11 protein-coding genes are annotated in these 13284 nt (G+C 63.6%); 5 read left to right on the forward strand and 6 right to left on the reverse strand.

Translation table 11 applies throughout. The features are described from left to right. Positions 1–12 precede the first annotated feature (12 nt). The 5 genes from WDB86_RS02570 (at position 13) to lpxB (ending at position 4091) form a co-directional block, all read left to right on the forward strand. A complete protein-coding gene (locus WDB86_RS02570; protein WP_406736507.1) occupies positions 13–708 on the forward strand; it encodes an OmpH family outer membrane protein in 696 nt (231 codons plus the stop codon). A 133-nt stretch (positions 709–841) separates the two neighbouring features. Beyond that, positions 842–1303 (forward strand): 3-hydroxyacyl-ACP dehydratase FabZ, encoded by a 462-nt coding sequence (gene fabZ, locus WDB86_RS02575; RefSeq protein WP_339107374.1) that lies wholly within the window; start codon positions 842–844, stop codon positions 1301–1303. Positions 1304–1313: 10 nt separating this feature from the next. Then, complete coding sequence (gene lpxA, locus WDB86_RS02580) at positions 1314–2114, forward strand: acyl-ACP--UDP-N-acetylglucosamine O-acyltransferase (protein WP_339107373.1); 801 nt, start codon at positions 1314–1316, stop codon at positions 2112–2114. 25 nt (positions 2115–2139) lie between these two features. Next, positions 2140–2940, forward strand: coding sequence for a UDP-2,3-diacylglucosamine diphosphatase LpxI domain-containing protein (locus WDB86_RS02585; protein WP_339107372.1), 801 nt, complete (start codon positions 2140–2142; stop codon positions 2938–2940). Continuing rightward, positions 2940–4091 carry a lipid-A-disaccharide synthase gene (gene lpxB, locus WDB86_RS02590; RefSeq protein ID WP_406736508.1) on the forward strand — a complete coding sequence of 384 codons (1152 nt, stop codon included), beginning with the start codon at positions 2940–2942 and terminating at the stop codon, positions 4089–4091. The genes WDB86_RS02585 and lpxB overlap by 1 nt, the downstream gene beginning before the upstream one ends. Before the next feature lie 90 nt (positions 4092–4181). On the opposite strand, the gene WDB86_RS02595 is transcribed toward lpxB, so the two are convergent. From WDB86_RS02595 to cobU, 6 genes are all read right to left on the reverse strand, one after another. Further along, positions 4182–5060: a transglutaminase family protein gene (locus WDB86_RS02595; RefSeq protein WP_339107370.1), complete on the reverse strand. Its 879-nt coding sequence runs from the start codon at positions 5058–5060 to the stop codon at positions 4182–4184. A 3-nt stretch (positions 5061–5063) separates the two neighbouring features. Further along, the gene (locus tag WDB86_RS02600; RefSeq protein WP_406736509.1) at positions 5064–7481 is read right to left on the reverse strand and encodes a circularly permuted type 2 ATP-grasp protein; all 2418 of its coding nucleotides are present in this window, start codon (positions 7479–7481) and stop codon (positions 5064–5066) included. A gap of 24 nt (positions 7482–7505) precedes the next feature. Continuing rightward, positions 7506–10838, reverse strand: a complete 3333-nt coding sequence (locus tag WDB86_RS02605; RefSeq protein ID WP_406736510.1) for a DUF2126 domain-containing protein — start codon at positions 10836–10838, stop codon at positions 7506–7508. 126 nt (positions 10839–10964) lie between these two features. Next, positions 10965–11717: an adenosylcobinamide-GDP ribazoletransferase gene (locus WDB86_RS02610; protein ID WP_339107367.1), complete on the reverse strand. Its 753-nt coding sequence runs from the start codon at positions 11715–11717 to the stop codon at positions 10965–10967. Further along, positions 11714–12751 (reverse strand): nicotinate-nucleotide--dimethylbenzimidazole phosphoribosyltransferase, encoded by a 1038-nt coding sequence (cobT, locus tag WDB86_RS02615; protein WP_406736511.1) that lies wholly within the window; start codon positions 12749–12751, stop codon positions 11714–11716. The genes WDB86_RS02610 and cobT overlap by 4 nt, the downstream gene beginning before the upstream one ends. Then, positions 12748–13260, reverse strand: a complete 513-nt coding sequence (cobU, locus tag WDB86_RS02620) for a bifunctional adenosylcobinamide kinase/adenosylcobinamide-phosphate guanylyltransferase (protein ID WP_339107365.1) — start codon at positions 13258–13260, stop codon at positions 12748–12750. Before cobU ends, cobT begins: the two co-directional genes overlap by 4 nt. Between the last annotated feature and the right edge of the window lie 24 nt (positions 13261–13284).

Below are 13284 nucleotides of genomic sequence, written 5' to 3' on the forward strand. Positions count from 1 at the left end.
GGTGCTTCGCGGATGATCGGTGCTGCGGCGCTGTTTGTCCTGCCCGCCTGTATCCTGCCGGTTGCTGTCATGGCGCAGGACGCCAAAGGGGTCACCGTCTCGCGCGATGGGGCGGTGGCGGCCAATATGCCGATCCTGACGCTTGACTGGGAAGAGCTTTACCAGAAATCGGCCTGGGCGCGGCGCGTGAAGCAGCAGCTTGCGCAAGAATCGACACGGCTCGCGGCCGAAAACAAGCGCATCGCCGATGATCTGATCGAGGAAGAGAAGACGCTGACGCGGCGGCGTGCCACCATGACCCCTGAGGCTTTCCGAAGTGCGGCCGATGCGTTTGACGAAAAGGCCACCGGCATCCGTGCGGCACAAAAGGCCAAGGCCGAGGCGCTGGCCCGTCAGGTCGAGGCCGAGCAACAGGCCTTCCTGAAGGCGGCGCTGCCATTGCTGGATGATCTGCTGCAGCAGAAGGGCGCGCAGATCGTCATCGACCGGCGGGTGATCATCCGTGGCCTTGCGCAGATCGACGTGACCGATGACATGCTGGAAATCGTCGATAGCAAGCTGGGCACCGGAGAGCCGCAGCCCGTGCCGAAAGAGCTGGGCGGGGATGCGCCCGATCCGCCTGCACAGCCTGCGCCGGCGTCAAATTCCGGCACCGCGCCCGATCTTCTGGAGGAAGAGCCGCTGCCATCCGGTCCGAGCGCGCCATAAACGGCCGACCACCCGCAATCCGGAGGCGGGTATCGCTTTCGCTTTTCTTGCAAAGTTCTGATTGGCTTGCTAATCCATGCTCCCGGCCTCATTGGCTAACTATGTCGTCGGCAAAAGATAAAAGGGACAGAAAATGACCGAAGCCGCCCCCTATACCGAGGCCGATCTGGCGCTCATCAAACGCATGCTGCCGCATCGCTATCCGTTCCTGTTGGTGGACAAGGTCATTGACATTGTCCCGATGGAAAGCGGCGTTGGCATCAAATGTGTCACGTCCAACGAACCGCATTTCGAAGGCCATTTCCCGCAAGAGCCGGTGATGCCCGGGGTGCTGATCGTGGAAGCAATGGCACAGACCGCTGCTGTGATCACGGGCATTTCGAAGAACCTGATCGACAAGGATATGTCGGTGTATTTCATGTCGATGGATGGTGTGAAATTCCGCCGCAAGGTCGTGCCCGGTGATGTGCTGCGCATGGAGCTGACGCTCAAGCGTGGCGGTGGCAAGGTCTGGAAGTTCGAGGGCCGCGCGCTGGTTGATGGCGAACTGGCCTGCGAGGCGCAGCTGACCGCCATGATGGCGACGGCGAAGTAAGGAGACAGGCATGGCGATCGATCCTACCGCCGAGATCCACGCATCTTCCATTGTGGAAGAGGGGGCCGTCATCGGCCCGGGCTGCAAGATCGGTCCTTTCTGTCTAATCGGCTCCGAAGTGGTTCTTGCGGCCAATGTCACGCTCAAGAGCCATATCGTGGTCACCGGTGCGACCGAGATCGGCGAGGGGACAGAAGTGTTTCCCTTCGCCTCTCTGGGACAGATCCCGCAGGATCTGAAATTCAAGGGCGAGAAAACGCGGCTGGTTATCGGCAAGCGGAACCGCATCCGTGAATATGTGACGATGAATACCGGCACCGAAGGCGGTGGCGGTCTGACCAAGGTGGGCGATGACGGGCTGTTCATGTCGTCCTGCCATGTCGGCCATGACTGCATCATCGGTGACCGGGTGATCTTGGTCAATTCGGTCGCTGTGGCGGGGCATTGCCATATTGATGACGATGCGATTGTCGGCGGGCTTTCGGGGGTACACCAATGGGTGCGGATCGGGCGCGGTGCCATGATCGGGGCGCTGTCGATGGTGGCCGCCGATGTCATGCCCAATGCGCTGGTTGCCGGTCCACGGGCGCAGGTCGAGGGGATGAACCTTGTCGGACTGCGCCGCCGTGGCACGGACCGCACCGAAATCAATGCCTTGCGCGATCTTTATAAGGCGTTGGGCGAGGGCAATTTCCGCGAGGTGGCCCGCGAACATAACGAGGCCGGACCGGAGAGTGAACTTGTGCGTGAAGTGCTTGATTTTATTCTGGGACCGTCGGATCGTTCGTTCCTGACGCCGCAACATAAATAAGGCCCGAAAGAGAATGGACGGACAGATGAACCCCAAGACGATTGCCCTGATCGCCGGTCAGGGAGCCGCACCGAAGCTGTTGGCGCAGGCTGTGCCGGGGCTGACGGTCTGCGAGATGGACGGGTTCCCCTGCGAGATCGGCGGCGAAGAGGTGATCCGCTTCCGCTTCGAGCGGCTGGTGCCCTTTCTCGACGAGCTTGTCGGGCGCGGGATCACCCATGTGGTCTTCGCGGGCGCGCTGAGCCGTCCGAAGATCGAACCCGAGATGTTCGATCTGAAAACCGCGCAACTTGTGCCGCGGATGCTGGGGGCTATGCAGCAGGGCGATGATGCCACGCTGCGCGCGGTCATCGAACTGTTTGCCGAATGGGACATCCAGACGCTGGGCATTCACGAACTTCTGCCGCAGCTTCTGCCGCCTGCCGGATTGCGCCTCGGCGCGATTTCCGAACGCGACGAGAAAGACGCCGCGCGGGCGGCGGCGATTGTCGCGGCGATGGGCGCTGTGGATGTGGGGCAGGGTTGCGTTGTGTCGAACGGGCTCTGTCTTGCGGTTGAGGCCCAGCCGGGCACCGATGCGATGCTGGATTTTGTCAGCCTGCACAAGGCACTGAACCCCGGTGGCGGGGTCTTCTACAAGGCGCCGAAGCCGGGTCAGGACCGCCGGATCGACCTGCCGGTGATTGGTCCGCAAACCGTGGCGCGGGTCGCCAATGCGGGGCTTGCGGGGATTGTCATAGAAGCCGGCGGTGTGATGGTGCTGGATCAGGCCGCCACGGCGGATGCCGCGACCAAAGCCGGAATCTTCCTCTGGGTGCGCCCCTGATGCGGGTGTTCGTCATCGCGGGCGAACCGTCGGGTGACAAGCTTGGCGGCGCGTTGATGGCAGGGTTGAAATCGCTGGTGCCCGAGATTTCTTTCACGGGGATCGGCGGGGTGCATATGGAAGAAGAGGGGCTCAGGAGCCGCTTCCCGATGGAAGAGCTTTCGGTGATGGGGATCGCCGAAATCCTGCCCAAATACCGCGAACTCAAGCGCCGGATCCGCGAGACCGCCGAGGCCATTCTGGCGGAGGCGCCGGATGTGGTGATTTCGATCGACAGTCCCGATTTCTGCCTGCGCGTCCACAAGATCGTCAAAGCGACGCGTCCCGCGCAGAAGGTCGTGCATTATGTCGCGCCCTCGGTCTGGGCATGGCGGGCAGGGCGCGCGGCCAAGATGGCGAAGACCGTCGATCATGTTCTGGCGCTTTTACCGTTCGAGCCGCCCTATATGGAAGCGGCGGGGATGAGCTGCGATTTTGTCGGGCATCCGGTGGTGACCGAACCGCGTGCCACCGCCGAAGAGGCCGCAGCCTTCCGCGAAACCCATATGATCGGCCCGAACCAGCCCTTGGTGCTGTGTCTGCCCGGATCGCGCAAATCCGAAGTTGCGCGTCTGGGGGCACGGTTTGACGAGGCGCTGATGCAGCTACGCGACCGCGAGCCGGGCCTGCGGGTGGTGGTGCCGACGGTGCGGGGGGTCTCGAAATTCGTGCGGCAGATGACGGCCCGCTGGCCGGTTGCGCCCATCGTTGTCGAAGCCAGCGAGGACAAGCGCGCGGCTTTTGCGGCGGCCGATCTGGCGCTGGCGGCCTCGGGCACGGTCTCGTTGGAGCTGGCCGCTAACCGCACGCCGATGGTGATTGCCTATGATGCCTCGCGCATCACATGGCATATCGTCTGGAATATGATGAAAATCGACACGGTAACCTTGGTCAATCTGGTTTCTGACACCCGTCAGGTGCCCGAATTTCTTGGCCCCAACTGTCAGCCGCGTCTGATTTCGGAAAAGCTGTTGCAGCTGCTGGAAGATCGCGAGGCCCGCGCCGGTCAGATCGCGGCGATGGAGCTGACCATGCAGCGTCTGGGCGAGGGGGGCGATCCTCCCGGTCTGCGCGCGGCGCGCTCGGTGCTGGGCTTTCTGGATCGCGCCTGAACGGATCCGGGTTTGATTGGGCCATAGACCTGCCAAACGGGAAAGGTCTCGGCCCCTGAACGTCCTCGGCTTTGCCCGCATCCCTCTTCCCTATGGGCGCGGGATCACATCGACCGCTTGCGTGGTCGTGGCCCCGCCCATAGACCGTAGCGCGCCGCGCACGGGGGCCACATCGGCATAATCGCGCCCGTAGCCCACCACGATATAATCGGTCCCCGCGAACTGGTTATTGGTCGGGTCGAACTCGACCCAGCCCATTTCCGATCCCGCCCATGCCCGCACCCAGGCATGCATCGCATCGGCCCCTTCCAGCCGCTCCTGTCCGGGCGGGGGATTGGTGCGCAGAAACCCCGACACATAGCCTGCCGGAATGCCGACCCCGCGCAGCGCGGTGATCATGATATGGGCGAAATCCTGACAGACCCCGCGCCGTGCGGTGAAGGCTTCGGTAGCGGATGTGTCGACGGTGGTGGCGCTTGCATCAAATTCCATCTCGCGGTGCAGCGCATGGCCGATCGCCTCGATGGCCTCAAGGGTGCTCATCTCGCGGATCAGGCAGTCCTGCCCGAAAGCGGTAATGGCGGGGCTGCGCAGGATACGCGCCGACGGTTGGGTGAAATGATGCGGCGCGAGGGGGGCAAGGCTTGCCTGCTGCGCCAGCTCGCGCGGGAGGGTCTGCAGGCTTGCCGAGACATCCATCGCGCGCGGATCCTCTTTGCGCTCGACCTTGGCTGTGACCTCGAACCGCAGCGCCGAGACAGGGCGCGCCCATGCCACCTGACTGGCGGATGTGCCGAAATAATCGGTGAGATCATGGCGCTCGTCAGGGCGGGGCGTAACGACAAGGGCGGCGGCCTGCACCTCTTGCAGACCCGCCAGCCGCGCAGGCATCAGCCGCAGCATATTGCGGGCGCGATCCGTGGGGTAATCGTAATGGTATTCGATGACAAGTTTCAGATCATAGAACATCGGTCATCTCAGATAGGCGGTGGTCAGAAGGTCGGAGACCTGTCCCAATTCATGGCGCAGGTGGCGCAGGCGCTCGGGGGTCAGATCGTCGGGTTCGGCACAGCTGAATTCGGTTTCAAGCTGCATCAGCGCCCGCATCAGCGCATTGGGGCGGCCATGATCCATCGCATGGGGCATCCGCCGCGCCAGATCGCACATGCGCGTCATCAGAAAGGCCAGCGCGCGCGGGTTGTCGCCATCCAGCGCCAGCAGGTCCAGCACGGTGTCGCGGCTGGTTTCCACGCGGAAGCGCCGTTGATGGGTGATCACGCTGTCACAGACCTCGACCGCCAGATCCAGCCCGCCTTCGGGGCTGTCGGGGGCGGCGTAGAGTTCCAGCAGGGTGGTCGTGGCATCAGCGCGTTCCAGCGCTCGCCCGAAGGACAGGAAATGCCATGCGGAAAAGCGATACATATTCTCGTGCACCAGCCCCGAAAAACCGGTGATCTTGCGCAGGAAAACCGACATGGCGCGGGCGGCATCATCGCCCGGCTTTGCGGTTTTCTGCAAGCGCCGCGCCGTGGACAGAAGATCGCCAAGCGCGTTCCAGCCATCGGTGGAGAACCGGTCGCGCACCTTGGCCGCACAGCCCTGCGCCATCTCTAAACGTCCCAGAAGCGTGTCGGGGATCGCTTTCTCGAATGTATAGCCCACCGAGGCAAGGTAGCTGCGCATCAGCTTGAGCCGCGGATCGGCGCTGTTTCCGGTGGCCGCCAGCCGCAGATGATAGGCGCGAAGCAGGCGGATCGCGTCCTCGGTCCGTTCGATATAGCGGCCCAGCCAATAAAGGTTGTCGGCAGCGCGTGCCGGCAGAATGCCCGGATCGCTGCGCAGGAAACGGCCGGTCTTTTCGGGGGCAAGGCTCTCTTGCGAGACCGGATGATCGGCCACGATCCAGACATCGGCCACCGAGCCGCCCCGCTGCATGGCCAGCGCCGTGGGGTCTTCGGAGCGCCCGATACGGGCATAGCCGCCATGCAGGAAGCGCCAGCCGGTTTCGGTGCGCGCGGCAAAGACCCGCACGGTCATCGGGCGGGGGGTGATCTGCGCCTCTCCTGCGGCATTGCGCGACCATGCAGGCGTGGTGGATAGCGTCACGGCTTCCTGTCCCACAAGGCTGCGGCCTTCCTCTTCAAGCCATTTTGTCACCGACTCACGGGCCGAGCCGCGAAACTGCCCGCCCAGAGCCGTGGTGGCATTCAGGTCAAAGGGCAGGTTCACCGCATAGGCGGAGCCGATCATCATCCGCTTGGCATTGGCGTTGACATAGGCACGGGCATCGGCGGCCCCGCACCACCATGTCGCGATATTGGGCAGGGTCAGCGGTTTGCCGGTCAGCACCTCGCAGATGCGCGGCAGGAAGGCCAGCATGGCGCGCATCTCCAGAATGCCCGATCCCAGCGCATTGGCCATGCCAAGATGGCCCTGCCGGATGGCCTCCATCAGCCCCGGCGTGCCGATCTGGCTGGTCTCGTCCAATTCGATCGGATCGGCAAATCCGGCATCAATCCGCCGCCAGAGCGCCCCGAGCGGCTGTGGCCCCGAGATGGTGCGCACTTTGGCCCGCCCGTCCTCGACGACAATATCTTCCCCCTCCAGCAGCGGGATGCCCAGATAGCGGGCGATATAGGTATGTTCGTAATAGGCTTCGTTCGAGGGGCCGGGGGTCAGGATTGCCGGTGTCGCGCGCAGGTGCTCGCGATCTTCGGCAAGCCGTTCGGACGCTTGCAGAAAGGCCCCGAAAAATCCGGCATGACGATGGATATAGGCACGCGGGAACCGTTCGGGAAAGGCGCGCCCCGTGGCCATGCGGTTTTCCAGCGCGAATCCCGCCCCCGAGGTAGCCTGTGTCCGATCGCCCAGCACAAACCACGACCCGTCCGGCGAGCGCCCGATCTCGAAGGCCAGAAAATGCAGGTAATGCCCGCCCTTGGGCTGCACCCCCACCATCGGGCGCAGGAATTGCCTGGACCCCGCGATAAGTTCTGCGGGCAGGTGGCCTTGCGTCACCAGATCGGCAGGCCCGTAAAGATCGGCCATCACCTGTTCCAGAAGATCGGCACGCTGGGTCAGCCCCTCGCAGATACCGCGCCATTCCGCCTCGTGCAGGATGACCGGAATATGGCTGAGCGGCCAGCTACGTTCGGTCAGCGGGTCATTGGAATATTGCCGGTAGAACACGCCCGCATCGCGCAGATACAGATCGGCGCGTTCGAAACGGGCCTCGATCTCCTCGGGCGAGAGCCGCAGGAACCGCTCGACAAAGCGGCGCCAGACCGGTCGCATCCGGCCTGTCGCGTCGAAAAGCTCGTCCGCCACCCCCTTTACGGGTGTATACCCTGCCAGCAGCGGGCTGGCAGGCGGGTTTGGTCTATCGGCCATCGCTTCGCCCTAAATGTTCTGCGCCTAGATCAGCCCGACTGGGCGGCGCAGGTCAAGCGTGAGCGGAAATTCGGGGTGGGGCTGTTCCACCTTTGGCACATAGGCGCCGGGTGTGTGGCCGAAGGGCTGGAAGCGCGCGAGACGCCGCGCCTCGGCCTCATTGGCATTGACGGGGAAAGTGTCATAATTGCGCCCGCCCGGATGGGCCACGTTATAGGTGCAGCCGCCAATCGCACGGTTCGACCATGTGTCATAGATGTCAAAGACCAGAGGCGCATTGGTGGGCAGCGTCGGGTGCAGCGATTCCGGCGGCTTCCATGCCTTATAGCGCACCCCCGCGACCGAAGTTCCCGAGGTGCCCGTGGGGGTCATCGGCATGAAGCGCCCGTTACAGGTGACCTTATAGCGGTCTTGGTGCAGCGAGGTCATCTTGACCTGCATCCGCTCGACCGAGCTGTCGGTATAGCGGACGGTACCGCCAATCGCGCCGGTCTCGCCCAGCACATGCCACGGCTCCAGCGCCTGTTTCAACTCCAGATGGACGCCCTCGACGGTGATCTGCCCGCAGAAGGGGAAGCGGAATTCTTCCTGCGCCACAAACCAAGCGGGGTCGAAGTCATAGCCATGCAGGCTGAGGTCTTCCAGAAGCGAGAGGAAGTCCTGCCAGATGAAATGCGGCAGCATGAAGCGGTCATGCAGCACGGTGCCCCAGCGCACGGGGCGGCCCTCGATGGGCGATTTCCACGCGCGGGCAATGATCGCGCGGATCAGAAGCTGCTGGGCCAGCGACATGCGCGGATGGGGCGGCATTTCGAAGCCGCGGAACTCGACCAGACCCAAACGCCCTGTGGGGCCATCGGGCGAGTAAAGCTTGTCGATGCAGATCTCGGCGCGGTGGGTATTGCCTGTCACATCAATCAGGATATTGCGCAAGAGGCGGTCGGTCAGCCAAGGCGGCACCGACATATGCGGCTGGATCTGGTGGAGCGCGATCTCAAGTTCGTAAAGACTGTCATGGCGGGCCTCGTCGATCCGTGGCGCCTGCGAGGTCGGGCCGATGAACATGCCCGAGAAGAGATAGCTGAGCGAGGGGTGCCGCTGCCACGTCAGGATCAGCGATTTCAACAGATCGGGGCGACGCAGGAAGGGGCTGTCATTGGGGGTCTCGCCCCCCACCACCACATGGTTGCCGCCACCCGTGCCGGTATGGCGCCCGTCGATCATGAACTTGTCAGCGCCCAGACGCGAGAGGCGGGCCTCTTCATAGATCGCCTCGGTGGTGGCCACGCAATCCTCCCAAGAATGGGCAGGATGGATATTGACCTCGATCACGCCCGGATCGGGGGCCACGCGGATCACATTCAGGCGCGGGTCATTTGGCGGCGCATAGCCTTCGATATGGACCTTCAGCCCCAGATTGGCGGCGGCGGCTTCGGCGGCCCGCAGAAGGTCCAGATAATCCTCCAGCCAGACCACAGGCGGCATGAAAACGCATAGCCGCCCGTCACGCGGTTCGACCGAAAGGGCGGTGCGCACGAAACCGTCGATCTCGGGCGAGCCCTGTGGGACAAAGCCCTGCGTCACAGGCTCGGACGGGATGAAAGAGGCCATCGGCTGGCTGAGCCGTTCCGCCGGTTTCACCGGATCGCGCTTGGGCAGAGGCGGGCGCGGAATCGTCGGATCGGCGGGGTTGTGATAGGGGTATTGCGCGGCACTCAGATGTGGCAGCGAGGCCAGCGGCAGGCGGTAGCCTGCGGGGCTGTCACCGGGTGCCAGCAGCATCGCACCGCGCCGCAGCTTCCATTGTTCAGAGCGCCAACCCGCACCGCCCGCCTTGGCCTGCCAGCGCTGCACCGGCAGCACAAAGGCCGTGGGCGTGGTCAGGCCGCGATCAAAGACTCGGGCAATCCGGTGACGCGCCTCGGCATCTTCCAGTTTCGAATTCTTGGGCGTCACATTCTCGGGCAGCTGGGCTTCTTTCACCAGCCATTCGGCGGGGTCCTCATAGGCGGGGATGACATAGTTTTCATCGACATCCAGCTGATGGGCGATCTCGCGCATCAGCTCTTGCGCCTGATGGGGCGTGGCATCCTGCGAGGTGCCTTCGGGGGCGATCAGGTCATTATTGGACCAGACCGGCTGGCCATCATGGCGCCAATACAGCGAAAACGTCCAGCGCGGCAGGGTCTCGCCCGGATACCATTTGCCCTGACCGTAATGCAGGAAGCCACCGGGGGCAAAACGCGATTGCAGCTTGCGGATCAGCACATCGGCGCGGTCGCGTTTTTGCGGGCCGACGGCGGCGGTATTCCATTCCTCGGACTGGAAGTCATCGATCGACACAAAGGTCGGCTCGCCGCCCATCGTCAGGCGCACATCGCTTGCGACAAGATCGCGGTCAACCTGTTTGCCCAGATCATTCAGCGCGTCCCAAGCCTCGTCGGAAAACGGCTTGGTGATCCGGGGATGTTCGGCCACGCGCGTGACCTGCATGTCGAAATCGAACGCGACCTTGGGCGTGCCATCGGCGGTGAAGCCCCCCGCAATCGGCGCGGCGGTGCGGTAATGGGGGGTGGCCGCCAGCGGGATATGGCTTTCGCCCGTCATCAACCCCGAGGTCGGGTCCAGCCCGATCCAGCCCGCGCCGGGCAGATAGACCTCGACCCAGGCGTGCAGATCGGTGAAATCATGCTCGGTCCCCGAGGGGCCATCGAGCGCCTTCACATCGGGTTTGAGCTGGATCAGATAGCCCGAGACAAAGCGCGCGGCAAAGCCCAACTGACGCAGCACCTGCACCAGAAGCCAGCTGCTGTCACGGCAGGAGCCCGACTTCAGCGTCAGCGTTTCCTCGGGCGTCTGCACGCCCGGTTCCAGCCGGATGGTGTAATCGACAAGGCCGGAAATCTGCGTATTCAGCCCGACCAGAAAATCCACCGTGCGGGTCTTCTTGCGCGGAATGCTGGCGACAAAGGCGTCCAGCAGTTTGGTGCTTTTTTCGGGCGTGCGATAGACTGCCAGATCGGCGGCATAATCGGCGGGGTAGTCGAAGGGCCAATGCTCGGCGGATTCCTCGACGAAGAAATCGAACGGGTTATAGACCGTCATATCGGCCACAAGATCGACCTCGATCTTGAATTCGCGCACGGGCTCAGGGAAGACGAAACGCGCCAGCCAATTGCCATAGGGGTCCTGCTGGAGGTTCACGAAATGCTCGGCAGGCGTCACTTTGAGCGAATGCGAAATCACCTTGGTACGCGAATGGGGCGCAGGCCGCAGCCGGATGATCTGTGGCCCAAGCATGACATTTCTGTCGTATTTGTAATGGGTAAGGTGATGAATGGATGCATAGATCGCCATGACGCGCTGTCCTTCCAAGGCTGTTAAGACAACCTAGGCAAGCCATGCGCGCAAGGGCCAGCGATTTCGGCGGGCCGCTGGAAGTTTCCCGCCGCCCGCCGGTGTGCGATTATTTTTTAGGCAAATTCAGATCAGTGCCATAAGGCCGATCCAGCCCATGATTTCGGCCACTTGCTGGCTGGCCCCTAAGACGTCGCCGGTCTGGCCGCTGATCTGGCGCCGCGCCACGATGGCGACAGCCCCGCCGCCAGCCAGAACGCATAGCGCCACAACCGGTGCCATCCAGCCGGTCAGGCTCAGCCCCAGCGCGCCATAGAGCAGCGCCAGTGTCAGTGCCGACCGTGGCACCCCATGCGCGGCATGGCCCATCCCGTCCGTGCGGGCAACCGGCATGACATGCTGCCACAGCGCGATCTGTGCCCGCGAGGCCATCGACAGCGCGATCAGGGCTGCCGCCGCCAGATGCGGCCCGTGGGTGTAAAGCGTGGCAATCCCGCAGGCGCGCAGACCATAGGCCAGCACCAGCGCGGTCACCCCGTAGCTGCCGATCCGGCTGTCACGCATGATCTCCAGCTTCTTCTCGCGGTCGCGCCCGCCGCCCAACCCGTCGGCCAGATCGGCCAGCCCGTCCTCATGCAGCGCCCCTGTAAGAAAGGTCAGCGCAACCAGACAAATCAGCGCGGCGGCAAAGGCGGGCAGCCCCAGAAGGGCCGATAGCCAGAGGCTGAGCGCACCGCCAACCCCGATGACCAGACCGGCAATCGGATAGGCCCAGACCGTATGTCCCAGACTGATCCGTTCTTCGGGCAGGCGCCCTGCGGGCAGGCGCGACAACAGCATGATGGCAAGTTGCAGCTCGGCCAGACGTGCGCGGATCATTGTGCGGACACCGCCGGTTCTTCCGCCCCGTCGACCCCCGCTTCGGCAAAGGTGGCCATTCCGTTATGGCATTCCAGCGCCGAGCGCAGGATCCCCAGCGAAAGGGCCGCGCCCGTGCCCTCGCCAAGGCGCATGTCGAAATTGAGGATCGGTTGTTTATCAAGCGCCGCCAGCAGCTTGCGATGGCCCGGCTCGACGCTGACATGCCCCACAAGGCAATGCGCCAGAAGGGCGGGGTCTACGCCGTGAAGCGGGGCCGCCGACGCGGTGCAGATAAACCCGTCCAGCAGCACGGGGATACGATGCATCCGCGCCGCCAGCACCGCACCGCAGATCGCGGCCTGTTCACGCCCGCCCAGTGCCGCCAGAATATGCTTGGCAGACAGTCCCTTATGGCGCTCCAGCCCGCGGCTGATGGCCGAGATCTTGCGCATCACGCCCGCATCATCCGATCCGGTGCCGCGCCCGACCCAATCGCCGACCTCACCGCCAAACAGGGCCGCGGCCAGCGCCGCGGCAATGGTCGAGTTGCCGATCCCCATCTCGCCCAGAATCAGCACATCCGCTTCGGGGTCCACCGCCGCCGCCCCGCGATTGAGCGCGTCCAGCGTTTCGGCCTCGGTCATGGCGGGCGCTTGCGTGAAATCCGCCGTGGGCGTGTCCAGATCCAGCGCCACAGCCGAAAGTTCGGCCCCGTTGGCACGGCAAAGCTGGTTGATCGCCGCCCCGCCATGTTCGTAATTGGCCACCATCTGCGCGGTCACCGATTGCGGGAAGGGATTCACCCCTTGGGCACAAACCCCATGATTTCCGGCAAAAACAAGGGCTTGCGCCTTGCGGATATGCGGGCGCTCGCGGCGTTGCCAGCCCGCCATGAAGATCGCCAGATCCTCCAGCCGCCCCAAAGACCCCGGCGGCTTGGTCAGCTGGTCCTGACGGGACTTGGCCAGATCGGCCGCAGCATGATCGAAGACCGGCAGCTTGTCGGCCAGAACGTCCAGTTCGGACAGGGCGGAAAGAGGAAAGAGGCTCATTGCGGTTTGACCTTTAACGCATAGCCGCAGGTGACCAGATAGACCTCGTCTGCTAGCGCGGCTATTTTTTGATTAACGTGCCCCTGCGCGTCTCTGAAACGACGCGCAAGAGCGTTTTCGGGGACGATTCCCATACCAACCTCGTTGGTGACAAAAACCACCGGAGATGTCAGGCGAGACAAAGTGGCAAGAAGCGCGTCCAGCTCCTGTGCCAGATCGCGGTCTTCCATCATCAGATTGGTCAGCCACATGGTCAGGCAATCGACAAGGCGCGGGGCGGTGCCATCTGTCTCGCGCAGGGCTCGGGCAAGATCGATCGGGGCTTCGATATCGCGCCAGCCCGTCACGCGGCGGGCACGGTGTTCATCGACACGCTCCTGTGTCTCGTCGTCCCAGATTCGGGCGGTGGCAATATAGATCGCGGGAGAGCCAAGGCGCTGTGCCTGCTCCTCTGCAAGGCGGGATTTGCCCGAACGGGCCCCGCCGGTCATTAGTATGATCTTGCTCATCGAGCGATGACAAAGCAGAAAAGG

The organism is Thioclava sp. GXIMD4215 (genome assembly GCF_045291555.1).
GTDB classification, from domain to species: Bacteria; Pseudomonadota; Alphaproteobacteria; order Rhodobacterales; family Rhodobacteraceae; genus Thioclava; species Thioclava litoralis.

Coding starts and splice junctions, on each gene's coding strand:
- WDB86_RS02570 (WP_406736507.1), top strand. CDS start 13: ATGATCGGTGCTGCGGCGCTGTTTGTCCTGCCCGCCTGTATCCTGCCG.
- fabZ (WP_339107374.1), top strand. CDS start 842: ATGACCGAAGCCGCCCCCTATACCGAGGCCGATCTGGCGCTCATCAAA.
- lpxA (WP_339107373.1), top strand. CDS start 1,314: ATGGCGATCGATCCTACCGCCGAGATCCACGCATCTTCCATTGTGGAA.
- WDB86_RS02585 (WP_339107372.1), top strand. CDS start 2,140: ATGAACCCCAAGACGATTGCCCTGATCGCCGGTCAGGGAGCCGCACCG.
- lpxB (WP_406736508.1), top strand. CDS start 2,940: ATGCGGGTGTTCGTCATCGCGGGCGAACCGTCGGGTGACAAGCTTGGC.
- WDB86_RS02595 (WP_339107370.1), bottom strand. CDS start 5,060: ATGTTCTATGATCTGAAACTTGTCATCGAATACCATTACGATTACCCC.
- WDB86_RS02600 (WP_406736509.1), bottom strand. CDS start 7,481: ATGGCCGATAGACCAAACCCGCCTGCCAGCCCGCTGCTGGCAGGGTAT.
- WDB86_RS02605 (WP_406736510.1), bottom strand. CDS start 10,838: ATGGCGATCTATGCATCCATTCATCACCTTACCCATTACAAATACGAC.
- WDB86_RS02610 (WP_339107367.1), bottom strand. CDS start 11,717: ATGATCCGCGCACGTCTGGCCGAGCTGCAACTTGCCATCATGCTGTTG.
- cobT (WP_406736511.1), bottom strand. CDS start 12,751: ATGAGCCTCTTTCCTCTTTCCGCCCTGTCCGAACTGGACGTTCTGGCC.
- cobU (WP_339107365.1), bottom strand. CDS start 13,260: ATGAGCAAGATCATACTAATGACCGGCGGGGCCCGTTCGGGCAAATCC.